This is a genomic window from Pseudobacillus wudalianchiensis (assembly GCF_001685015.1).
GTDB lineage: Bacteria > Bacillota > Bacilli > Bacillales > Domibacillaceae > Pseudobacillus > Pseudobacillus wudalianchiensis.
In genome coordinates this window covers 25,741-50,596 of sequence record NZ_MAYT01000002.1, presented here as the reverse complement: position 1 = coordinate 50,596, position 24,856 = coordinate 25,741, and the positions used below count along the sequence as shown (strand labels likewise).

Below are 24,856 nucleotides of genomic sequence, written 5' to 3'. Positions count from 1 at the left end.
TTGCTTCACTCCATCTATCATTAGCTGTTTTTCTCATTCTTATAAATCGATCCGTCGAAAGCATTCACAAACATCTTTTCTGTTTTATTGCCGTTTTTAATTTTAAAGTACCAAGTAGGCGACAGTACTTGTAATTCTGTTAAGTGCACAAAAGTATAGTAGCCAAGTTCTACATCAGAAATTTTACTGTTAGGCTTAATGAGACCGTTCTTGTATAGTGTCTGAATGGCTTGATGGGCAGACAAAATAGTTTCTTCTTGGCCATTTTCCTCGAGATCTTCCAGCATAGTCTGCCTGTAATCAATAATTTCTCCATTACTATTCAAACCTACTTCGAGCTTGCCGTTTTTAATTTCAAATAGCTTCTTATCTTTGTAATGCTGATAAAAAATAACTTTATTTTCTTCGTTATCAATCTCCCAATATTGGTATTGATCACCGAAAAGAACATTATTTTCAACAAAGGATTTAAGATCATCCAGTTTTTTCTCACCAAGCTTGACTGGCTTTTGCAAATAACTCTCTAAAACAGTTTGGTCGTCAGAAAGCTTAACGTTTTGATTTTGCAGGAGACTAATCTCTTTTTTAGTAAAACTTTTTGATTTAGCGGTGATAATGGACTCTTCACTTACTTCCTCGGGTAACTTACCATATTCGATGTTATAAGATCTTAATTTGTCTTCAATGGAGGCTTCTTTGATAAACTCGAATTGACTTGCACTATGTTTATTTAAAAATACAGCCAAGAGAAATATGTCCAAAATGAGAAAAACTGTAATAAAGATTGTTTTCGTTTTACTCCAATCCATGGACGCTTCCCTCCGTCTTCTTAGTAAATGAGAGGTATTCCCAATGGCCTCCATATTTATAGAACCAAGCAGGCTCAAGAACAAGAATTTTAGATGATTGAGGATCTGGCAGCAACTGATATCCTACTGTCATGTCCTCTAGCAGTTTAGGTTCAAATCCTGGCTGTTTTTTCACTTGTTCTAGCACAGAAGCACTATCAGGCAAGGTAACCTCTTCTCCTTCCGATGGGAGAGAAATATCCAACGTGAAATAAGGACGAGTATACTGATAAATCTTATCTTGTCCCCATACTTGTTTAATTTCTGCCATGCCTTGCTTATTAAACACAGGCAAGCCATTTTTAAATAACCGATAACCAACTGTAGAAGATCCAGGATTGGCTTCGAATAATCGATATTGATCTGTCCATCCGCTATGTTCATTAATAAACTTAATGCTCTTGTCCAGCAAATCATGCAGGCTCCCTGGGCTGTTAATCTCAGATTCTTTGGCCGGATTTACATAAAAAATCATTTTCGTCTCGTAATCAACTTTCATTAATGTAGAGCCGTCTGTATACTCCTCACCATTTGCTTTTGAACCTTTTTTCACTAAGCTTGGATCACTAAACAGCAAGTCTTTAAAGTCCTCTATGTTAATATCATCCGGCAAATATTTGTAACTAGATAATATCGGCTGCTCTTTTGGAAGAAACAACTTTTCATTTGCAGCAAGTGGATACTCAACGTACACTTCCCACTTTTCAGCATCTTTAATAAACTGCTTTTTAAACGCAGAAAGATTTTGAGAGGATACTTGACTACGGAAAACAAGATGCTCTCTTGTTGAGACAAAATAGACATTGGCTCGCTTCTCTCCCGTGTCCACGTCTGTAATAATGATCCGGTCAAATACGGCATTCGGTACAGAATCATCTTCAAAGGAGATAATAGTACTCATCGTGTAAAAAGGAATAAAAGCAGAAAAAATGAGTTCCAAACGATTTTCTCCATGGAGGAGTTCTTCAAACTCTTTCGGGCTTAAACTACTAGATACATCTACTGTATTAGTAAATGTCCACTTCTGCATTTCCTTCATAATTTCGTCTGTTTCTAGATCTCTTGTGGATCCGTAATGCTCGTCCTCCTTGTGAAACAGCACCTTAGAAGGCTTTATTAAGTGGGAGGCCTCTTTCGTTTCACTAATAGAAGATACTTCGTGAATGTTATCTCTCTTAATCGTTTCGTAATTTGGTTGGTAGTTCCATATACTTAAGGTCAGGATAATGCTGATTGCCACGAGCAGCGCTAACCCAATTGATTTCAAATTTTCATATTTCATGACCAATCATCCTCTTGAGACATTTCATAAGGAAGCGTAAAGAAAATGGTCGTTCCCTTTCCTTCAACACTCGTTGCCCAAATGTGGCCGTCATGGGCAGTAATCATTTCTTTTGCAATCGCTAATCCTAGACCAGTTCCGCCCATTTTGCGGGAACGTGCCCGATCGACACGATAAAAGCGTTCAAAGATCCGATCAAGATTCTTCTTTGGAATCCCCATTCCTTGGTCGCGAATGCTAATTTCAATTTTATCGCTTTTTTCCTCTACTTTAAAAGTAACCTGACCACCTTCTGGGGAATACTTTAATGCATTAGAAATAATATTATCAATCACCTGCGTTAACTTATCGGTATCTATTTCGACGTAAATTGGATAACGCGGTAATTTACGTTTAAAGGTAACATCTTGCGATTTCGTCATTTCGAATCGATCAATGATCCGGTTAAAGAACTCCGTGAAGTCGACGTCTTTCTTCGTCAGCTGATAGTCACGGCTATCAAACTTAGACAATTGCAATAAGTCATTAACAAGACGAATCATTCGCTCTGTCTCGGTTTGCGTGACTTCTAAGAAGTGTGGAGCAATATCGGCATCCTGCCATGCCCCTTCTGCTAATGCTTCTAAATAACTTCTCATCGTTGTTAACGGTGTTCTCAATTCATGAGACACGTTCGCAACAAACTCACGGCGATCCATTTCAATTTTTTCTTGTTCCGTTATATCGTGAAGGACTGCAATCAAACCATTTACAAAGCCTGTATCTTTTTGAATAACTGAAAAATTAGCCCGCAGTACATACGGCTGGTCATCATTGCTGTAATCTAAAATGACCGAGTCTTGTTCATTTAGCAAATCATCAAAGGTATATTCTTTTTCAAGGCCGAGTAAATTAGTAATATGTTGTGAAATAACCGTTTCACGTGAAACATTTAACAGCTTTGATGCTGGTTCATTGATTAAAATCACACGGCCTTTTCGATCAGTAGCAATAACTCCATCCGTCATATACGACAGCACAGAAGACAGCTTTCTTCTCTCTCCTTCTGTCGTTGCCTGGGCTTCCTGAAGCCGTTTCGTTAAGTTATTAAACGTAATCGCCAGTTCACCAATTTCATCCTGTCCATACACTTTTACCTTACGCGAAAAGTTTCCTTTTCCTAATGCCACGGCCTGCCGGCGCATATCAGTAATAGGACGAGTAATGGTTCTCGCTAGTAAAATACCAAGTATAGCTGTTAGACCTAAAGCAAGCGCAGTAGCCGAAAACAAGATTTCATTGATTTCTTCCATCTGGCCAAACACGGTTTCAACTTTGCCAATTAAATAGATAGCCCCAATGACTTCCCTATTAGAAATAATTGGAGAAGTATAGACCCAAATTCTCTTATTTGATTGTTGGTCTATATACATTTTATCTTCTTCTGCACCGAGGGAAAGCGTCCGCTTCACCGAAATATCTGTAATCCTCTGACCAATAATCCCCTGCCTATTCGAGTCAGATGTGCCAATAATGCGGCTGCGGTGGTCAATAACACGAACCTCCGACACATCCGGTGCTGCGAAGTCTTCTAATATTCTCCGGATATCCTGCTCAAGAGTCGGTGTTTCTTCTGTCCTCTCTTTCAGCATTTCTTCTCTTAGATTGTATTCAAGAAGATTTACGCGCTCTTGAAGAGAGGTTTTAAAATTTGTCAGGAGCTTCTCCTCAAGCTCCTTGACAAAATACACACCGATAATTTGCATCGCAAACAAGATAAGCAATACGTAAATTAACACAAACTTTAGTTGTATCGACCGAAAAAAGCCAACTCTTTTCATGAATGTTACTCCTGTTCAGGATTGCGCAAGTAGTAACCTACCCCTCTTCTTGTCACAATCCATGAAGGGTGGCTTGGATTATCTTCAATCTTTTCACGAAGGCGACGGACTGTTACATCCACGGTGCGGACATCACCATAATAATCATAGCCCCACACGGTCTGTAACAAATGCTCCCGCGTCATGACTTGTCCAATATGCTTCGCTAAATAATGAAGAAGCTCGAACTCACGGTGTGTCAATTCAATCGTTTCACCACGTTTAGAGACAACATAGGCATCCGGATGAATCGTTAACATTCCCACTGAAATTTCATTCGTGTCTTCTTCCTCCTCTGACTGCGGAGGAGCTGCCTGATGGCGGCGCAGATTCGCTTTCACACGGGCGATCAATTCTCTCGTGCTGAATGGTTTCGTTACATAGTCATCCGCCCCAAGCTCCAGACCGAGCACCTTATCAATTTCTGAATCTTTTGCTGTCAGCATGACAATTGGCATTTCATATTTTTTTCTTACTTCCCGACACACTTCCATTCCATCGCGTCCCGGAAGCATAATATCAAGCAATATTAAATCAGGCTGTAGTTCTTCTACCATTTCTACTGCCTGGTCACCGTCGTAAGCACAGTGAACGTCATAACCCTCTTTTTTTAAATTAAATTGTAGAATGTCAGCAATGGGCCTCTCATCATCTACGACTAATATTTTCTTTTGCATGTTCTTCTCCTCATTTCTTCAGTCTCACAGCATTCAATTTTAGAAAAGATGATTCTACTATTTTATCATATTTTCCTTAGAAAACAGTTTGATCTAACATTTAAACAGAATGTGGAAAATACTACTACAAACAGGCCGTTGTAAAGACAAACGACCCTGTATCTATACGATATTGAATAGCTCCTCAATAACTTTATCATGAAAAGCACCGGTTTTCATCTTTTTCAGGAAACTGGAAACTTTTATTTGTATGAAAAAAAGCACTGCGAGAGTTATCATCGTCGCAATGCTTCTTTGATGGCTCAGGACGGAATCGAACCGCCGACACATGGATTTTCAGTCCATTGCTCTACCGACTGAGCTACTGAGCCATAATAAGTATGTAGTACAACGCAAGTGCTCTCTACGATAAAGCTACTAGGTTGCTGTAAAAAATGATGCGGCCAACATTGAAGTAAACTCATGAAGTAGTGGCCGTCATCTGGGAAAATAGGATTCATTAAATTAAACGGTTATTAAAATGGCGGTCCGGACGGGACTCGAACCCGCGACCTCCTGCGTGACAGGCAGGCATTCTAACCAACTGAACTACCGGACCGTATAAAATATTGTCTAGCTGCAGGCGCTAGTGCACTGATCAAGCACCCTTCACTTTTCTTGTCTAGCTGCGCCTCCTTGGGTCTCGAGGTCATAAGCCAATCTGACTACATGGCTGAAAAACACCATTCCATCAGCCTGTCTTATGCTTGTCGCCCCAATGCAGTCGGCTGCGCTTTTCTAATTAATGACCCCTACGGGATTCGAACCCGTGTTACCGCCGTGAAAGGGCGGTGTCTTAACCGCTTGACCAAGGGGCCATCCTAATAAAAATGGTGAGCCATGAAGGACTCGAACCTTCGACCCTCTGATTAAAAGTCAGATGCTCTACCGACTGAGCTAATGGCTCGTATTTAGTGCTTGTTCTTAGCAACGTTGTTAATATTATCACATAGTTAAATGTCTGACAACAGGTTTTTAAAAAAAATTGTCGAAAAAAATAAAACGATTGGAAAATGCCTGTAAAAAAGCAATTTAGTAAACAATAAAAATAAATCAGTTACTTTGACCTGTGCAGAAAAAACTCTATAGGCTTTTTTTCTTACAAAAAAACCCGTTTTCTCAAAAGAGGAAACGGGTTTAGACTATAAAAGTTATTTTATATATCTCCTGAGGCTAATTGAAAACAGTCGTCTTTCAAGGCACAAATCTTGATGAGGAGCGGATAGACCACAAGGGCCGTGAGCACCACAGACAGGCAAGAAAGCGAGCGTTTGTCAATTGCCTTAGATTTTAGACAATTTATTATCTTTGTGCCCAGACACTGCGAACAACATTTGTTTGGTTGCGGTCAGGACCTACTGAGAAAATGGATAACGGAATACCTGTCAGTTGAGATACGCGCTCTAGATAATGACGAGCATTTTCAGGAAGCTCACTCAACGTCTTGCAGCCGGTAATATCTTCTGTCCAGCCAGGCAGCTCTTCATATACTGGCTCACACTCTGCTAGAACATTTAAATTAGCCGGGAATTCCTCAATAATCTCACCTTTATAACGGTAAGCTGTGCAAATTTTTAACGTTTCAATGCCAGTAAGTACGTCAATGGAATTAAGAGACAAGTCAGTCAATCCACTTACCCGGCGGGCATGACGGACGACGACGCTGTCAAACCATCCTACACGGCGTGGACGGCCAGTTGTTGTACCGTATTCCCGGCCCACTTCACGAATTCGATCACCAATTTCATTAATCAATTCTGTTGGGAATGGACCATCCCCTACACGAGTTGTATAGGCTTTAGAAACACCAACCACGTGATTAATCTTTGTTGGTCCCACACCTGATCCAATGGTTACACCACCGGCAACTGGGTTAGAAGAAGTAACGAACGGGTAAGTACCTTGATCAATATCCAGCATAACACCTTGTGCACCTTCAAATAATACGCGACGTCCTTCATCAAGAGCATCATTCAAAACAACAGATGTATCACACACGTATTGTTTAATTTGTTGGCCATATTCATAATACTCTTCAAAGATGTCTTTAAGCTCGAAGCCTTCTGTTTCATAGAAACGTTCAAGTAGACGATTCTTTTCTTCTAAATTTCGAGTCAGCTTCTCTTCAAACGCTTTACGATCTAGAAGATCAGCCATACGGATACCGATACGAGCTGCTTTATCCATGTAAGCAGGTCCGATGCCTTTCTTAGTCGTACCAATCTTGTTGGCACCTTTGCGCTCCTCTTCCACCTCATCGATTTTCAGGTGGTAAGGAAGAATCACATGGGCACGGTTGCTAATACGCAGGTTGTCTGTCGATACACCATGCTCGTGTAAATATTTTAGTTCTTGAATCAATGCTTTTGGATCAACGACCATTCCGTTGCCAATGACACAAATTTTATCATCATAAAAAATCCCTGATGGAATTAAATGAAGCTTATACGTAACGTTATTGAATTTAATCGTATGTCCTGCATTGTTACCGCCTTGATAACGAGCTACTACTTCTGCGTTTTCTGAAAGGAAATCAGTAATTTTTCCTTTCCCTTCATCGCCCCACTGTGTTCCGACTACTACTACTGACGTCATGAATAAGCACCTCCGAAGAGTCCATTATTTTGTTGATTTTTAACCAAACTTATTTTAACAGTTTAAAACTAAAGAAGTCAATTACAGAACACGAACATTTTTAATACAAAATGTGAATTTGTTCGTAAAAAAATAACCTCAGCAGTTTAAACTGCCGAGGTTGTCCCTTATCCCGTTTCATCAAATCGCCGTTCTAAGTTTACAAACTTATTATATTCCTTAACAAAAGCAAGCTGAACCGTTCCAACAGGACCATTCCGCTGCTTTGCAATGATAATCTCAATGATATTTTTGTTTTCGGATTCTTTATCATAGTAATCATCACGATATAAGAAAGCAACGATATCAGCATCCTGCTCAATTGATCCTGATTCACGGATGTCGGACATCATTGGACGCTTATCTTGACGCTGTTCCACACCACGTGAAAGCTGAGAGAGCGCGATAACAGGCACTTCTAGTTCACGGGCAAGCGCTTTTAAAGAACGAGAAATCTCAGAAACTTCTTGCTGACGGTTTTCACCAGAGCGTCCGCTTCCTTGGATCAGCTGTAAATAATCAATTAAAATCATACCGAGGCCATGCTCTTGTTTCAATCGGCGGCACTTTGAACGGATTTCGCCGATACGTACACCTGGTGTATCATCAATGAAAATCCCTGAGTTAGACAAACTCCCCATCGCCATCGTCAGCTTGCGCCAGTCTTCATCCGTCAAAGAACCAGTCCGCAAGTTTTGAGCATTGATGTTGCCTTCTGCACAGAGCATCCTCATTACAAGCTGCTCTGCTCCCATCTCTAAGCTGAAGATCGCGACATTTTCATCCGTTTTCGTGGCGACATTTTGGGCAATATTCAAAGCGAACGCTGTTTTACCAACGGAAGGCCGCGCAGCTACGATAATCAAGTCATTACGCTGAAAACCGGCAGTCATATGATCAAGCTCCGCAAATCCGGTAGGAATGCCTGTAACGTCTCCCTTACGGTTATGAAGCATTTCAATATTATCATAAGTGCGCACAAGTACATCTTTTATGTTGTGAAAGGCACTTGTATTTTTTCGCTGAGCGACTTCCATAATGCTCTTTTCTGCTTCATTCAATAAAGCGTCCACTTCATCTTCACGGTTGTAGCCTTCTTGGGCAATCGTAGTAGCGGTACGAATGAGCCGGCGTAAAAGCGACTTTTCTTCAACAATGCGGGCATAATATTCAATGTTAGCTGCGGTTGGAACCGATTCAGCCAGCTCTGTTAAATACGTTACGCCGCCGACATCCTCTAAGTCCTTTGTGGCAGCCAGCTCTTCTGTCACGGTAACGACATCTACTGCTTTTCCATGATCATTGAGCTTCAGCATCGTGTTATATATTTTTTGATGAGCAGTTCGATAATAGTCTTCCGGAATTAAAATTTCCGAAGCAACCGTTAAAGCAGCAGGCTCCAGAAAAATAGCACCAAGCACCGCTTGCTCCGCTTCAATGCTTTGTGGCGGGATACGATCAGTCAACAAATCATTCATCACCTAAACCTCCTCGCAGGAAGCGTTGTTTCTTTCTTCGCTAACTGTCTGTTTATCAAAAAAAAGTGACCAGAAAAATCCGATCACATGTTTTCAACCTTATTATTTTAGCATGAAACGACTTACTTTTCTTCAGTAACATGAACTTTTAATGTACCAGATACTTCATTATGAAGTTTCACCGGTACATTTGTGTAGCCAAGTGCCCGAATTCCTTCAGGTAGATCCATTTTACGCTTATCGATTTTAATATTATGAGTTTTCTTCAATTCTTCTGCAATTTGCTTTGTTGTCACCGAGCCGAACAACCGGCCGCCTTCGCCAGACTTTGCTTTAATTTCTACTGTCAGTTTTTCTACTGTTTCCTTTAGCTTTTTCGCTTCTTCAAGCTCCTGTTGAGCCAGCTCTGCTTCTTTTTTCTTTTGTGCTTCAAGTGTTTTCTTGTTTCCAGCTGTTGCTTCTACAGCTAAACCATTTTTAATTAAAAAATTATGGGCATATCCGTCTGCAACATTTTTAACTTCGCCTTTTTTTCCTTTTCCTTTTACATCCTGTAAGAAGATTACTTTCATTCTTCATTGCCTCCCTCGTATAAATCAGTTATGACTTCCTTAAGCATATCCTCAGCTTCTGCAATTGTGACATCTTTTAACTGAGTAGCTGCATTTGACAAGTGACCGCCGCCTTGCAGCTGTTCCATAATAACCTGTACATTCACTTCTCCAAGTGAACGAGCGCTAATTCCTACGGTGTCTGCTTCTCTTTTAGCAATGACAAATGATGCTTGGACGCCATCCATTGCCAGCAATGTATCAGCAGCTTGAGCAATCAAAACAGAATCATACGTTTCGTTTTGGTCTCCCTTTGCAATCGCGATGCCATCTTTATAGAAATAGACCGTTTTAATAATTTGTGAACGTTGGATATACGTATCGATATCTTCCTTTAAAAACTTTTGAACAAGTACGGTGTCAGCACCGCGGGCCCGCAAGTAAGACGCGGCATCAAACGTCCTGGAACCCGTCCGCAATGAAAAGCTTTTCGTGTCAACAATAATACCCGCAAGCAGAGCCGTCGCTTCAAGCATAGACAGCTTGCTGACCTTTGGCTGATACTCCAATAGTTCTGTAATCAGCTCTGCAGTAGACGAGGCGTAAGGTTCCATATAAACGAGCAGTGGATTTTTCACAAATTCTTCTCCGCGGCGATGATGATCAATGACGACCACCTTATCTACTTTGTGAAGCAGTTTCTCATCAATGACCAAGGACGGCTTGTGCGTATCGACTACGACAAGAAGAGTGTTCTCTGTAGCTAAATCAAGCGCTTCTTCCGGAGCAATAATACGAGAATAAAGATCCGGATTCTTTTTTGCTTCGGCCATTAATCGTTTTACAGCCGTATCCATTTCTGAAAAATCAAGAACAATGTATCCTTCCCGATCATTCATCTGTGCGACACGGCGGATTCCCATTGAAGCACCAAGTGCATCCATATCCGGATATTTATGTCCCATTACAATTACTTTGTCGCTCTCCACAACAAGCTCCCGCAAAGCGTGAGAAATCACACGAGCTCTAACGCGTGTTCTTTTTTCCATTGGATTTGTTTTACCGCCATAGAACTTGACCTTACCATTCAACTGCTTTAAAGCAGCCTGGTCGCCGCCCCGGCCAAGCGCAAGATCTAAGCTTGATTGAGCAAGAGTGCCTAATTCAGGAAGCGACAGCTCTCCATGTCCAACGCCAATGCTTAGCGTCAGTGAAGCAGCCTGCTTGGCAGTGCGTTCTCTTACCTCGTCCAAAATGGAAAACTTTGATTCTTCAAGCTTTCGCAGTATTTTTTCATTGAGTACAGCAAAAAAACGCTCCGAAGAAATCCTCTTTAAGAAGATTCCATGTTCCAATGCCCAATCATTTAAGATGGAAGTCACCATGCTATTTAAGCTGCTTTTTGTTTGGTCATCCATTCCCTGTGTTAAATCGTCATAGTTATCCAAATAGATAATCGATAAAACCGTTTGCTCCTCTAGAAACCTTCTAGCTGTCTCTTCCTGTTCTGTCACATCAAACAAGTATAGAAGCTTTTCCTTTGGCTTTATAATCACATCAAATTTACGGCCACGAAGTTCTATCACGTCGCCTTTTTCATTCTTTATAATCGTGATAAGAGAATCAGCAAGCTCCTGCAATGATTTCCCTGCTAATATCTCTTCTTCAAAATAAGAAGTTAAAAAGGTATTAGCCCATTCTATGTAATAATCATCATTATAGAGAAGAATACCAATCGGCATCTCCATCAGTGCCTCTTCCCCTACCCGCTTCAGTCGATAGGAAAGAGTCGTCACATAACGTTCAACTTCCCCATGTATACGGTCTTCTGCTTTAATCAGCAAGAAAAACAACACAGCACTTACGATAAATCCCACGAGCGCTGCCAGCCAATTAAAGATAGCAAGTACGGCAAGAACAATAAGTAAAACGATCAGTAATCCATATAACGGAATTTGTATTTTCCGCCTGCTATAATAAGAAAGCATCATTTCAGCTCCTAGAAATCAAAGTAGCCTAAGCAAATTATCTTTTCCGTTGAAGACGCTGCCGCAAGTCGAATCCTAAATCAATTATACCTAATAATCTCACAATATAAAGGAGAGGAAGGACAAGAATTGAAAAAATCGTTAGCAAAATTGGAATGATTTTTGGCCATTTTTTCGAATGAGCGATAAAATAAAGAAATGATAATCCTTGAAGCAATAAACAAAATTGCAGCATGAACATGATATTTATGTAAGAAAAATACCACATACTACCTTTTTCCGGTGCGGCAATTAAGCTCGCCAGCAATAAGATAATATAGTACCATAAAATACTTTTTGGAACATGCCATTCTCGAAAGGGCTTAAATTTCGGCACTTCTACTCCTAATTTTTTAGCAATTGGAAAGTTGATCGCCATTATGACTAAAATCGAGCCCATAGAAAAAAGCACAAGCAAGCTTGGCATAAGCGCCAGCAAGTAATCAAACATTTCTTTCGCCTGCTCGATCGCTGTCTCCGGCAGAGGCTGGCCCATGCTTTCCATTAGCCTTGCAGAGTCTTCATATGATTGTTTAAACGACTCGCTTATATTCGCTGCTTGATCTCCTGCCACACCCATAATCGTTGCATATAAAACAACTATATTCAGCAAAAAGATTAAACTTCCTGCCATGAATATCGAAAACTTGTCTCTCTTTTTCTGAACCATGCTTCCCATAACGGTACCTGTCATGATAAAAATCAAAGCAAACGGAACGGCCGATAGACCACCCACAAGCAGGGAAAGCGCCAGACATATAGCGGCAAAGCTGACAGCTGCCCGAGCCGGATACTTGGCACTATATATTAGAAACGAAAGGGGCAAGAAAAGGCTGATAATCATTCCTAAAGCTGGGATATAAAGCGAAAGTGCAAGTAATACGACAAAAATGATTGCCCTTCTTACTCCTTCAGTAATCATGTTTTTATTTTCCACCTAAACACCTCATTAATATCTCTTTGCCTACTAGAAGGTCTTTTTAACCCTCTTCTAAATGACTAACACCCTTATTATTTTATCTTGCTTTCACCATTCATTCAACTTTTCAAATTCATACAAAAAACTGCCGGCGCTTTCCCGGCAGTTCGTTTCAGCATTGTATCCATTGTCGTTTAAAAATCCAGCAGTTCATCAATCGATTTGCTGATCTGTTCAGCTACTTAACTTAAAACGGTTAACCGCCCTCTTTAATTCAACGCTTAATTCTATTAAGCGCTCGGAAGAGGTGGCCACTGATTGAATGGCCCGCAGCTGTTCATCGGAAGAAGCACTAATTTCCTCACTTGCGGAGGCTGACTGTTGGGCAGAGGCCGCAATTTCCTCCATTACTTGCAGCACTTCATCTTTAGCAGTGGCTGCTTCTGTGATCTCTCCATTAATGGCTGATACAGAGGTTTCCATCTTCTCAACTAGTGTAGACAGCTCTCTGAAAATGGCTTCGGTCGCTTCGACTGCTGCTGTTTGGCCGTCAAAGTTCGTTCGTGTTTTTACCATTTGCTCTACCGCTTGCCCAGACCCTTCCTGAATGTCATTGATCGTTGCTTTTACCTGATCGGTCGCCTGTGCAGACTGTTCAGCGAGCTTCCGAACTTCCTCGGCGACGACTGCAAAGCCTTTGCCGTGTTCGCCTGCTCGTGCTGCTTCAATCGAGGCATTCAAAGCGAGTAAATTAGTTTGTGAAGAAATATCCGTAATTGTCTGCATAATAATTTCAATTGACTTAATTTTTGATTCTAAAGCGTGGATGACGCCTTCCATTTCATCAATATATAGCTTTGTTTCAGCATTGGATGAACCTAGTAACTGTACTTGCTGAAGGCCTGCTTTTTGGACACTTTCCGTCTGGCGGGCTGCCTCATGCATTTCTTCAGCCTGATGAGCGATTCGATTAATTTGATCACCAAGGTGATGCGAACGTTCTGTTGCTTCACTTGATTCCTCGGATGATTTGGCTGCCCCTTTGGCAATATCATTGATGGCCGCAGCGATTTGTTCACTGGAAGCGTTCGTCTCTTCTGAAACAGCGCTTAAGCTTTCCGCTGCTACTGTTACATTATCAGCTGATTGATTCACAATCGAAATAATTTCCCGTGTGCTAGTAATCATTTCATTAAATGCCTTCGCTAGCTCTCCGACTTCGTCTTTCGAAACAACGGGTACTTGGACACTCAGGTCTCCTTTAGCTACTTCCCGGGCTGAGTTTCCAAGAATGTGAATAGGTTTTATCACTTGATTAAGTATGTAAAGAACCCCTGTAATCATGAGCAATAAAATGATCATTCCAGTAACAGTTAATGCCGCTTTAATAGATTTCGATAAACCGAGCAGATCTTGTTGATCGTAATCAGTTCCAACTTTCCACCCTATTCCTTTTACTGTGTTATACACAAATAATCGTTCTTTTCCTTTTTCCTTATAAGAAACAGTTCCTTGCTTTTGATCACTAGCTAACACGGATTTCATGTAGCTGTATTTTGTTAAGTCTTTCCCTTGATCAGTCGGATGGACAATCCCAAGCCCTTCTTTAGAGATAATGATCGGTACACCATTGTGATTGATGTGCATTTCACTCATTTTATCGGCCATTACCCCAAGAACAATATCGGCAGCAAGTACACCGATTTTACGGTTTCCTACAATGAGCGGTTCAGAGACTGTTACCATATATCTTCCTGAGTCTTCCTCTAAGTATGGCTCACTCCAGATAGCTTCTCCGTCTGACTCCATCGCATTTTGATACCAATCCCTCTGTCGCGGGTCATAATCTGCAGGCATTGGAGTATCTGGATATCCATCCATTGTCCCTTTGTCCATTGAGTAATAAATACTTGTCACATTTTTATGTTCTTGTAAATAGCGCTCAAACATGTCTATTAAAGCGGCTCTCCCTTTTTTCTCATCTGTTTTTAATAGACTTTCCCCAAAATTGATAAGCATAGGATCTCGGGCAACTAAATCTACACTTTCCTTGTGTTGTTCCAAAAACAAATACACATAATCACTCATCTGCTTAACCATGCCCTCAGACTGATTAACCACTTCTTTTTTTGTCTGCTTTTCTATTTTGTTTCCAATAAAGAAAACGATAAAAGCAAATGAAAGAGTAAGCAGGACAATGAGAGGGACCATTAATTTTGTCTTTATTGACTTCACTACCTTCGCCTCCTCAACAGTAATATTTCATTATTTTATAAATATTTAGAATATATAAAACAATTATTTATTTTATCGGCATTCCAGTAAAAATGTATAGGATTTCATGAAAAATACATAAAAAAAGACCCACCGTAATTGGCGGGTCTTTCACTAATTTTCTCTCCCTGTGTAAATGAAAGAAGAAGTGCCTGGTGGGCGCGTTTTATAACGATAGTTAACACATTAGAATTTAGTGTTATTCCGGGTTTTTATCTCTATCTCAACAGAAACCCAGACTGCTATTCGTTAAACAATTTTTGACTCTTATCCATTCAGCTTAAAGCGATTGACGGCACTTTTCAATTCGATGCTTAGCTCCATTAAGCGTTCTGAAGACAGTGCCACCGATTGGATCGCGTGCATCTGTTCGCCAGCTGAGGCGCTGATTTCTTCACTCGCCGCCGCCGACTGTTGCGAGGAGGCAGCAATTTGCTCCATTACCTGCAGTACTTCATCTTTGGCGGAGGCCGCTTCTACTATTTCTTCATTAATGGCGGACACAGAGGCTTCCATTTTCTCTACCAATGAGGACAGCTCCTTAAAAATGGCTTCTGTCGCTTCCACTGCCTCTGTTTGGCTGTCAAAGTTTGCCCGTGTTTTCGACATCTGCTCGACGGCTTGTCCAGATCCCTCCTGGATATCACTGATCGTTGCTTTTACCTGGTCAGTAGCTTGTGCAGACTGTTCAGCGAGCTTCCGGACTTCCTCCGCGACAACGGCGAAGCCTTTGCCATGTTCGCCTGCACGAGCTGCTTCAATAGAAGCATTCAAGGCAAGCAAGTTGGTTTGTGAAGAAATATCGGTAATCGTCTGCATAATGAGTTCAATTGATTTAATCTTTGTTTCTAAGGCCAGGATGACCCCTTCCATTTCATCAATATACATTTTTGTTTCACTATTCGACGAGCCAAGCGACTGTACTTGCTTAAGGCCTGCTTTTTGTACGCTTTCCGTCTGGCGGGCTGCTTCATTCATTTCTTCCGCCTGGTTAGCAATCTGGTTGATTTGGCTGCCAAGGTGATGGGAACGCTCTGTTGCTTCACTAGATTCTTCTGACGATTTAGCTGCCCCTTTAGCAATCTCGTTAATAGCCGCAGCAATTTGTTCGCTGGAAGCGTTGGTCTCTTCGGAAACAGCACTCAAGTTTTCCGCCGCTCCCGTGACATTGTCAGCTGAATGATTTACAACAGAAATAATATCTCTCATACTAGTAACCATTTCATTGAACACCTTAGCCAGTTCACCGATTTCATCTCTGGAAGTAACGGACACTTGTACACTCAGGTCTCCTTTCGCTACTTCCCTGGCTGATTGTTGTAAAGCACTAATGGGTTTAAGGATACGACTTAGAATGTAAAGAACCGCTCCAATGACCAATAGTAAAATGATAACACCAGTGACCGTTAACGCTTGTTTAATTGATTTTGATAATCCAAGAAGCCTCTCTTGGTTATAATCAGCGCCAATCTTCCAGCCGGTTTCGTCAATGGAATCGTATACAAACAGTCTGTCCTCTCCACCTGCATTATAAGAAACAGTCCCCTGTTCTTGATCGCTGGCTAGCACTGTATTTACATAGCTGTGTTTCGTTAAATCTTTTCCTTGATCGGTCGGGTGAACAATCCCAGCCCCCTCTTTAGATATGATAATTGGCGTACCTTTATATCCAATGTTCATTTCGCTCAGCCTGTCCGTCATTACTGACAGTACAATATCCATTGCTAGAACACCGATCTTACGATTCTCTACGATAATCGGTTTAGAGAGAGTAATCATATAATCGCCAGACGTGGATTCTAGGTACGGCTCACTCCAAACTGCTTCTCCCTCTGAATCCATAGCGTTTTTATACCAATCTCTCTCACGTGGATCATACCCTTCTGGCATTTCGATATCAGGATACTCGTAGATTGTTCCTTTTGGGGTGGAATAATAAATGAGTGTCACATCTTTATATTCATTTAGGTATCTTTTATACATATCTAATAAAGCGGATTTACCATTATCGTCCCCTGTTGTTGAAAATTTTTTTCCGTAATTAATTAAGGCTGGATCTTGAGCTGCTAAATCTAAACTCTTCTTGTTTCTTTCCAGGAACAAATCAATAGAGTCCCCCATTTGTTTTACGATTCCTTTAGTTTGTTCTGTTACCTCTTCTTCCGTTTGCTTCTCTGTCTGGTAGCTGATAAAAAATACAATAAAAGCAAATGAAAGAGTAAGTAGCACAATAAGAGGAATCATTAATTTTGTTTTGATTGACTTCACTTACTCTCGCCTCCTTTAATTAAATATTTCTTTATTTTGAAAATATTTTGAATATATAAACACTTATCTATTTTATCGGAATTCTAGTTAAAATGTATAGGTTTTTTAAAAAAATGTATGAAAAAAGACCCATCACTTAGAGTGGGTCCTTCATCAAATTCTTCTCTAATTACATACAAAAGAAAAACTGCTTAGCAAGCCTTTTTAATTAATTAGTTAAATAATACTTGCGTCCTGCTATTTGTTCAGCTTAAAGCGATTGACGGCACTTTTCAATTCAATGCTTAATCCTATTAAGCGCTCAGAAGAGGTGGCCACTGATTGAATGGCCCGCAGCTGCTCATCAGCAGAAGCACTGATTTCCTCGCTCGCGGCGGCTGACTGTTGGGCAGAGGCCGCAATTTCCTCCATTACTTGCAACACTTCATCTTTAGCAGTGGCTGCTTCTGTGATCTCTTCGTTAATGGCTGACACAGAAGATTCCATCTTCTCAACTAGTGTAGACAGCTCTCTGAAAATGNCACTACCTTCGCCTCCTCAACAGTAATATTTCATTATTTTATAAATATTTAGAATATATAAAACAATTATTTATTTTATCGGCATTCCAGTAAAAATGTATAGGATTTCATGAAAAATACATAAAAAAAGACCCACCGTAATTGGCGGGTCTTTCACTAATTTTCTCTCCCTGTGTAAATGAAAGAAGAAGTGCCTGGTGGGCGCGTTTTATAACGATAGTTAACACATTAGAATTTAGTGTTATTCCGGGTTTTTATCTCTATCTCAACAGAAACCCAGACTGCTATTCGTTAAACAATTTTTGACTCTTATCCATTCAGCTTAAAGCGATTGACGGCACTTTTCAATTCGATGCTTAGCTCCATTAAGCGTTCTGAAGACAGTGCCACCGATTGGATCGCGTGCATCTGTTCGCCAGCTGAGGCGCTGATTTCTTCACTCGCCGCCGCCGACTGTTGCGAGGAGGCAGCAATTTGCTCCATTACCTGCAGTACTTCATCTTTGGCGGAGGCCGCTTCTACTATTTCTTCATTAATGGCGGACACAGAGGCTTCCATTTTCTCTACCAATGAGGACAGCTCCTTAAAAATGGCTTCTGTCGCTTCCACTGCCTCTGTTTGGCTGTCAAAGTTTGCCCGTGTTTTCGACATCTGCTCGACGGCTTGTCCAGATCCCTCCTGGATATCACTGATCGTTGCTTTTACCTGGTCAGTAGCTTGTGCAGACTGTTCAGCGAGCTTCCGGACTTCCTCCGCGACAACGGCGAAGCCTTTGCCATGTTCGCCTGCACGAGCTGCTTCAATAGAAGCATTCAAGGCAAGCAAGTTGGTTTGTGAAGAAATATCGGTAATCGTCTGCATAATGAGTTCAATTGATTTAATCTTTGTTTCTAAGGCCAGGATGACCCCTTCCATTTCATCAATATACATTTTTGTTTCACTATTCGACGAGCCAAGCGACTGTACTTGCTTAAGGCCTGCTTTTTGTACGCTTTCCGTCTGGCGGGCTGCTTCATTCATTTCTTCCGCCTGGTTAGCAATCTGGTTGATTTGGCTGCCAAGGTGATGGGAACGCTCTGTTGCTTCACTAGATTCTTCTGACGATTTAGCTGCCCCTTTAGCAATCTCGTTAATAGCCGCAGCAATTTGTTCGCTGGAAGCGTTGGTCTCTTCGGAAACAGCACTCAAGTTTTCCGCCGCTCCCGTGACATTGTCAGCTGAATGATTTACAACAGAAATAATATCTCTCATACTAGTAACCATTTCATTGAACACCTTAGCCAGTTCACCGATTTCATCTCTGGAAGTAACGGACACTTGTACACTCAGGTCTCCTTTCGCTACTTCCCTGGCTGATTGTTGTAAAGCACTAATGGGTTTAAGGATACGACTTAGAATGTAAAGAACCGCTCCAATGACCAATAGTAAAATGATAACACCAGTGACCGTTAACGCTTGTTTAATTGATTTTGATAATCCAAGAAGCCTCTCTTGGTTATAATCAGCGCCAATCTTCCAGCCGGTTTCGTCAATGGAATCGTATACAAACAGTCTGTCCTCTCCACCTGCATTATAAGAAACAGTCCCCTGTTCTTGATCGCTGGCTAGCACTGTATTTACATAGCTGTGTTTCGTTAAATCTTTTCCTTGATCGGTCGGGTGAACAATCCCAGCCCCCTCTTTAGATATGATAATTGGCGTACCTTTATATCCAATGTTCATTTCGCTCAGCCTGTCCGTCATTACTGACAGTACAATATCCATTGCTAGAACACCGATCTTACGATTCTCTACGATAATCGGTTTAGAGAGAGTAATCATATAATCGCCAGACGTGGATTCTAGGTACGGCTCACTCCAAACTGCTTCTCCCTCTGAATCCATAGCGTTTTTATACCAATCTCTCTCACGTGGATCATACCCTTCTGGCATTTCGATATCAGGATACTCGTAGATTGTTCCTTTTGGGGTGGAATAATAAATGAGTGTCACATCTTTATATTCATTTAGGTATCTTTTATACATATCTAATAAAGCGGATTTACCATTATCGTCCCCTGTTGTTGAAAATTTTTTTCCGTAATTAATTAAGGCTGGATCTTGAGCTGCTAAATCTAAACTCTTCTTGTTTCTTTCCAGGAACAAATCAATAGAGTCCCCCATTTGTTTTACGATTCCTTTAGTTTGTTCTGTTACCTCTTCTTCCGTTTGCTTCTCTGTCTGGTAGCTGATAAAAAATACAATAAAAGCAAATGAAAGAGTAAGTAGCACAATAAGAGGAATCATTAATTTTGTTTTGATTGACTTCACTTACTCTCGCCTCCTTTAATTAAATATTTCTTTATTTTGAAAATATTTTGAATATATAAACACTTATCTATTTTATCGGAATTCTAGTTAAAATGTATAGGTTTTTTAAAAAAATGTATGAAAAAAGACCCATCACTTAGAGTGGGTCCTTCATCAAATTCTTCTCTAATTACATACAAAAGAAAAACTGCTTAGCAAGCCTTTTTAATTAATTAGTTAAATAATACTTGCGTCCTGCTATTTGTTCAGCTTAAAGCGATTGACGGCACTTTTCAATTCAATGCTTAATCCTATTAAGCGCTCAGAAGAGGTGGCCACTGATTGAATGGCCCGCAGCTGCTCATCAGCAGAAGCACTGATTTCCTCGCTCGCGGCGGCTGACTGTTGGGCAGAGGCCGCAATTTCCTCCATTACTTGCAACACTTCATCTTTAGCAGTGGCTGCTTCTGTGATCTCTTCGTTAATGGCTGACACAGAAGATTCCATCTTCTCAACTAGTGTAGACAGCTCTCTGAAAATGGCTTCGGTCGCTTCGACTGCTGCTGTTTGGCTATCAAAATTCGTCCGTGTTTTTACCATTTGCTCTACTGCTTGCCCAGACCCTTCCTGAATGTCATTGATCGTTGCTTTTACCTGATCGGTCGCCTGTGCAGACTGTTCAGCGAGCTTCCGGACTTCCTCGGCGACGACTGCAAAGCCTTTGCCGTGTTCGCCTGCTCGTGCTGCTTCAATCGAGGCATTCAAAGCGAGTAAATTAGTTTGTGAAGAAATATCCGTAATTGTCTGCATAATGATTTCAATTGACTTAATTTTTGATTCCAAAGCGTGGATGACGCCTTCCATTTCATCAATATATAGCTTTGTTTCAGCATTCGATGAACCAAGCGATTCTACTTGTTGAAGACCTGCTTTTTGTACGCTGTCCGTTTGGCGGGCTGCCTCGTTCATTTCTTTTGCCTGGCTGGCAATCTGGTTGATTTGACTGCCGAGATGATGTGAACGTTCCNAGGCCGCTTCTACTATTTCTTCATTAATGGCGGACACAGAGGCTTCCATTTTCTCTACCAATGAGGACAGCTCCTTAAAAATGGCTTCTGTCGCTTCCACTGCCTCTGTTTGGCTGTCAAAGTTTGCCCGTGTTTTCGACATCTGCTCGACGGCTTGTCCAGATCCCTCCTGGATATCACTGATCGTTGCTTTTACCTGGTCAGTAGCTTGTGCAGACTGTTCAGCGAGCTTCCGGACTTCCTCCGCGACAACGGCGAAGCCTTTGCCATGTTCGCCTGCACGAGCTGCTTCAATAGAAGCATTCAAGGCAAGCAAGTTGGTTTGTGAAGAAATATCGGTAATCGTCTGCATAATGAGTTCAATTGATTTAATCTTTGTTTCTAAGGCCAGGATGACCCCTTCCATTTCATCAATATACATTTTTGTTTCACTATTCGACGAGCCAAGCGACTGTACTTGCTTAAGGCCTGCTTTTTGTACGCTTTCCGTCTGGCGGGCTGCTTCATTCATTTCTTCCGCCTGGTTAGCAATCTGGTTGATTTGGCTGCCAAGGTGATGGGAACGCTCTGTTGCTTCACTAGATTCTTCTGACGATTTAGCTGCCCCTTTAGCAATCTCGTTAATAGCCGCAGCAATTTGTTCGCTGGAAGCGTTGGTCTCTTCGGAAACAGCACTCAAGTTTTCCGCCGCTCCCGTGACATTGTCAGCTGAATGATTTACAACAGAAATAATATCTCTCATACTAGTAACCATTTCATTGAACACCTTAGCCAGTTCACCGATTTCATCTCTGGAAGTAACGGACACTTGTACACTCAGGTCTCCTTTCGCTACTTCCCTGGCTGATTGTTGTAAAGCACTAATGGGTTTAAGGATACGACTTAGAATGTAAAGAACCGCTCCAATGACCAATAGTAAAATGATAACACCAGTGACCGTTAACGCTTGTTTAATTGATTTTGATAATCCAAGAAGCCTCTCTTGGTTATAATCAGCGCCAATCTTCCAGCCGGTTTCGTCAATGGAATCGTATACAAACAGTCTGTCCTCTCCACCTGCATTATAAGAAACAGTCCCCTGTTCTTGATCGCTGGCTAGCACTGTATTTACATAGCTGTGTTTCGTTAAATCTTTTCCTTGATCGGTCGGGTGAACAATCCCAGCCCCCTCTTTAGATATGATAATTGGCGTACCTTTATATCCAATGTTCATTTCGCTCAGCCTGTCCGTCATTACTGACAGTACAATATCCATTGCTAGAACACCGATCTTACGATTCTCTACGATAATCGGTTTAGAGAGAGTAATCATATAATCGCCAGACGTGGATTCTAGGTACGGCTCACTCCAAACTGCTTCTCCCTCTGAATCCATAGCGTTTTTATACCAATCTCTCTCACGTGGATCATACCCTTCTGGCATTTCGATATCAGGATACTCGTAGATTGTTCCTTTTGGGGTGGAATAATAAATGAGTGTCACATCTTTATATTCATTTAGGTATCTTTTATACATATCTAATAAAGCGGATTTACCATTATCGTCCCCTGTTGTTGAAAATTTTTTTCCGTAATTAATTAAGGCTGGATCTTGAGCTGCTAAATCTAAACTCTTCTTGTTTCTTTCCAGGAACAAATCAATAGAGTCCCCCATTTGTTTTACGATTCCTTTAGTTTGTTCTGTTACCTCTTCTTCCGTTTGCTTCTCTGTCTGGTAGCTGATAAAAAATACAATAAAAGCAAATGAAAGAGTAAGTAGCACAATAAGAGGAATCATTAATTTTGTTTTGATTGACTTCACTTACTCTCGCCTCCTTTAATTAAATATTTCTTTATTTTGAAAATATTTTGAATATATAAACACTTATCTATTTTATCGGAATTCTAGTTAAAATGTATAGGTTTTTTAAAAAAATGTATGAAAAAAGACCCATCACTTAGAGTGGGTCCTTCATCAAATTCTTCTCTAATTACATACAAAAGAAAAACTGCTTAGCAAGCCTTTTTAATTAATTAGTTAAATAATACTTGCGTCCTGCTATTTGTTCAGCTTAAAGCGATTGACGGCACTTTTCAATTCAATGCTTAATCCTATTAAGCGCTCAGAAGAGGTGGCCACTGATTGAATGGCCCGCAGCTGCTCATCAGCAGAAGCACTGATTTCCTCGCTCGCGGCGGCTGACTGTTGGGCAGAGGCCGCAATTTCCTCCATTACTTGCAACACTTCATCTTTAGCAGTGGCTGCTTCTGTGATCTCTTCGTTAATGGCTGACACAGAAGATTCCATCTTCTCAACTAGTGTAGACAGCTCTCTGAAAATGGCTTCGGTCGCTTCGACTGCTGCTGTTTGGCTATCAAAATTCGTCCGTGTTTTTACCATTTGCTCTACTGCTTGCCCAGACCCTTCCTGAATGTCATTGATCGTTGCTTTTACCTGATCGGTCGCCTGTGCAGACTGTTCAGCGAGCTTCCGGACTTCCTCGGCGACGACTGCAAAGCCTTTGCCGTGTTCGCCTGCTCGTGCTGCTTCAATCGAGGCATTCAAAGCGAGTAAATTAGTTTGTGAAGAAATATCCGTAATTGTCTGCATAATGATTTCAATTGACTTAATTTTTGATTCCAAAGCGTGGATGACGCCTTCCATTTCATCAATATATAGCTTTGTTTCAGCATTCGATGAACCAAGCGATTCTACTTGTTGAAGACCTGCTTTTTGTACGCTGTCCGTTTGGCGGGCTGCCTCGTTCATTTCTTTTGCCTGGCTGGCAATCTGGTTGATTTGACTGCCGAGATGATGTGAACGTTCCGTTGCTTCACTTGATTCCTCGGATGATTTGGCTGCCCCTTTGGCAATTTCATTGATGGCCGCAGCGATCTGCTCACTGGAAGCGTTCGTCTCTTCTGAAACGGCGCTTAAGTTCTCTGCTGCATCGGTCACATTATCAGCTGAGTGATTTACTACTGAAATAATCTCTCTCATACTGCCGACCATTTCATTGAATGTCTTAGCAAGCTCTCCTACTTCATCTTTTGAAGTAACGGGCACTTGTACACTCAGGTCTCCTTTAGCTACTTCCTGAGCTGATTTTCCAAGAGCATGAATAGGCTTTATGACTTGATTAAGTATATAAAGAATGGCAGCAATCATAATAAGGAGCAAAAAGACTCCTGTAACCGCTAAATATTTCCCAATTGATTGAGATAAACTAAGAAGCGAATCGCGATCATAGGCAGCCCCAATCTTCCAACCTACTCCATTTACCGTGTCATAGACGAGTAACCGTTCTTTATTGTCTTTTTCATATTCAACCGTTCCCTCGTCTTGGCTTTTTTGAAGAATGGATTGAATATATTTATACTTCGTTAAGTCTTTTCCTTTCTCGGTTGGATGAACAATCCCAAGTCCCTCTTTAGAAATAATAATCGGCACACCCTTGTACCCAATATGCATGCTATCCATTTGGTGTGTCATGACAGCTAAGCTAATGTCTGCTCCGATCACACCAATTTTTTTATCTTGCATGGTGACTAACTGAGACACTGTTACTACATATTCTCCGCTAGTGGCATCTACATAGGGTTCGCTCCATACAGCCTCTCCATTTGATGCCATTGCTAACTTGTACCAGTCTCTCGTTCTGGCATCAAAATTATCCGGGAGTTCAGCAGGATAAATGTCCACCGTTCCTTTCGGTGTTGCAAAGTAAATATTCAAAACATCTTTATAAGAGCTTAAATAGCGTTTGAACAGGTTTCTAACAGCTTCCTGACCCTTTGCGTCCCCTTTTCCATTTGTTATATTTGCTCCATATTGAGTGATGGCTGGATTTTCAGCCGTTACTTCAATGCTTTTTCTATACTGATCTAAAAATAAAAAAACGGAATCGTTCATTTGCTTCACAATTCCTTTTGTTTGTCCAAGCACTTCTTCTTCTGTTTGCTTTTTAATTTGATAATTAATAAAAATAATAATAAAAGCAAATGACAAAATAAGTAACAAAATAAGAGGTATCATTAATTTTGCCTTAATTGACCTCAAATTTATCAGCCTCCTGTATAAAGTTAGTTAGTTAATTACCTCCTTTTTTATCGGATATTTTATTAAAATATAGATATTTTTATAAAATGTTTTTATATTCAAATAATTTTAGCCATAAAAAAA

The 24,856-nt window shown here is 40.9% G+C and carries 15 protein-coding genes and 4 tRNA genes; all 19 read right to left on the bottom strand.

Annotation, left to right across the window (positions count from 1 at the left end; genetic code table 11):
• Window positions 1–20 precede the first annotated feature (20 nt).
• On the bottom strand, window positions 21–809 hold the full coding sequence (locus A8F95_RS04705; protein ID WP_065409484.1) for a two-component system regulatory protein YycI: 789 nt from the start codon (window positions 807–809) through the stop codon (window positions 21–23).
• Complete coding sequence (locus tag A8F95_RS04700) at window positions 796–2,130, bottom strand: YycH family regulatory protein (protein WP_049665888.1); 1,335 nt, start codon at window positions 2,128–2,130, stop codon at window positions 796–798. Before A8F95_RS04700 ends, A8F95_RS04705 begins: the two co-directional genes overlap by 14 nt.
• Window positions 2,127–3,950 carry a cell wall metabolism sensor histidine kinase WalK gene (walK, locus tag A8F95_RS04695; RefSeq protein WP_065409483.1) on the bottom strand — a complete coding sequence of 608 codons (1,824 nt, stop codon included), beginning with the start codon at window positions 3,948–3,950 and terminating at the stop codon, window positions 2,127–2,129. Before walK ends, A8F95_RS04700 begins: the two co-directional genes overlap by 4 nt.
• A 5-nt stretch (window positions 3,951–3,955) precedes the next feature.
• Window positions 3,956–4,666 (bottom strand): response regulator YycF, encoded by a 711-nt coding sequence (yycF, locus tag A8F95_RS04690; protein ID WP_049665891.1) that lies wholly within the window; start codon window positions 4,664–4,666, stop codon window positions 3,956–3,958.
• A 298-nt stretch (window positions 4,667–4,964) separates the two neighbouring features.
• Window positions 4,965–5,037 (bottom strand) — tRNA-Phe (locus A8F95_RS04685).
• A gap of 150 nt (window positions 5,038–5,187) precedes the next feature.
• Window positions 5,188–5,264, bottom strand: a tRNA-Asp gene (locus A8F95_RS04680).
• 187 nt (window positions 5,265–5,451) lie between these two features.
• Window positions 5,452–5,523, bottom strand: a tRNA-Glu gene (locus tag A8F95_RS04675).
• A 13-nt stretch (window positions 5,524–5,536) separates the two neighbouring features.
• Window positions 5,537–5,612: transfer RNA gene (locus tag A8F95_RS04670), tRNA-Lys, on the bottom strand.
• 395 nt (window positions 5,613–6,007) lie between these two features.
• The gene (locus A8F95_RS04665; protein WP_065409482.1) at window positions 6,008–7,300 is read right to left on the bottom strand and encodes an adenylosuccinate synthase; all 1,293 of its coding nucleotides are present in this window, start codon (window positions 7,298–7,300) and stop codon (window positions 6,008–6,010) included.
• Between the two features lie 167 nt (window positions 7,301–7,467).
• Window positions 7,468–8,817, bottom strand: a complete 1,350-nt coding sequence (gene dnaB, locus A8F95_RS04660) for a replicative DNA helicase (RefSeq protein ID WP_049665895.1) — start codon at window positions 8,815–8,817, stop codon at window positions 7,468–7,470.
• A gap of 122 nt (window positions 8,818–8,939) precedes the next feature.
• Complete coding sequence (gene rplI, locus A8F95_RS04655) at window positions 8,940–9,389, bottom strand: 50S ribosomal protein L9 (RefSeq protein ID WP_049665896.1); 450 nt, start codon at window positions 9,387–9,389, stop codon at window positions 8,940–8,942.
• The gene (locus A8F95_RS04650; protein WP_065409481.1) at window positions 9,386–11,356 is read right to left on the bottom strand and encodes a DHH family phosphoesterase; all 1,971 of its coding nucleotides are present in this window, start codon (window positions 11,354–11,356) and stop codon (window positions 9,386–9,388) included. Before A8F95_RS04650 ends, rplI begins: the two co-directional genes overlap by 4 nt.
• 37 nt (window positions 11,357–11,393) lie before the next feature.
• Window positions 11,394–12,332 (bottom strand): YybS family protein, encoded by a 939-nt coding sequence (locus A8F95_RS04645; protein ID WP_065409480.1) that lies wholly within the window; start codon window positions 12,330–12,332, stop codon window positions 11,394–11,396.
• A 216-nt stretch (window positions 12,333–12,548) separates the two neighbouring features.
• On the bottom strand, window positions 12,549–14,549 hold the full coding sequence (locus A8F95_RS04640) for a methyl-accepting chemotaxis protein (protein ID WP_065409479.1): 2,001 nt from the start codon (window positions 14,547–14,549) through the stop codon (window positions 12,549–12,551).
• A gap of 306 nt (window positions 14,550–14,855) precedes the next feature.
• Entirely contained in the window at window positions 14,856–16,856 is a 2,001-nt protein-coding gene (locus tag A8F95_RS04635; RefSeq protein WP_065409477.1) for a methyl-accepting chemotaxis protein, read from the bottom strand.
• A 237-nt stretch (window positions 16,857–17,093) separates the two neighbouring features.
• Window positions 17,094–17,330, bottom strand: a complete 237-nt coding sequence (locus tag A8F95_RS04630) for a hypothetical protein (RefSeq protein ID WP_065409478.1) — start codon at window positions 17,328–17,330, stop codon at window positions 17,094–17,096.
• Window positions 17,331–17,686: 356 nt separating this feature from the next.
• Window positions 17,687–19,687 carry a methyl-accepting chemotaxis protein gene (locus A8F95_RS04625; RefSeq protein WP_065409477.1) on the bottom strand — a complete coding sequence of 667 codons (2,001 nt, stop codon included), beginning with the start codon at window positions 19,685–19,687 and terminating at the stop codon, window positions 17,687–17,689.
• Window positions 19,688–19,924: 237 nt separating this feature from the next.
• Window positions 19,925–22,471, bottom strand: coding sequence for a methyl-accepting chemotaxis protein (locus tag A8F95_RS04620; protein WP_425414969.1), 2,547 nt, complete (start codon window positions 22,469–22,471; stop codon window positions 19,925–19,927).
• Between the two features lie 261 nt (window positions 22,472–22,732).
• Entirely contained in the window at window positions 22,733–24,733 is a 2,001-nt protein-coding gene (locus A8F95_RS04615; RefSeq protein WP_065409475.1) for a methyl-accepting chemotaxis protein, read from the bottom strand.
• Window positions 24,734–24,856 lie beyond the last annotated feature (123 nt).

Excerpts from the sequence above, each read along its gene's own strand:
- yycF (WP_049665891.1), bottom strand. The coding sequence starts at position 4,666 with ATGCAAAAGAAAATATTAGTCGTAGATGATGAGAGGCCCATTGCTGAC.
- A8F95_RS04705 (WP_065409484.1), bottom strand. The coding sequence starts at position 809 with ATGGATTGGAGTAAAACGAAAACAATCTTTATTACAGTTTTTCTCATT.
- A8F95_RS04700 (WP_049665888.1), bottom strand. The coding sequence starts at position 2,130 with ATGAAATATGAAAATTTGAAATCAATTGGGTTAGCGCTGCTCGTGGCA.
- walK (WP_065409483.1), bottom strand. The coding sequence starts at position 3,950 with ATGAAAAGAGTTGGCTTTTTTCGGTCGATACAACTAAAGTTTGTGTTA.
- rplI (WP_049665896.1), bottom strand. The coding sequence starts at position 9,389 with ATGAAAGTAATCTTCTTACAGGATGTAAAAGGAAAAGGAAAAAAAGGC.
- A8F95_RS04650 (WP_065409481.1), bottom strand. The coding sequence starts at position 11,356 with ATGCTTTCTTATTATAGCAGGCGGAAAATACAAATTCCGTTATATGGA.
- A8F95_RS04665 (WP_065409482.1), bottom strand. The coding sequence starts at position 7,300 with ATGACGTCAGTAGTAGTAGTCGGAACACAGTGGGGCGATGAAGGGAAA.
- dnaB (WP_049665895.1), bottom strand. The coding sequence starts at position 8,817 with ATGAATGATTTGTTGACTGATCGTATCCCGCCACAAAGCATTGAAGCG.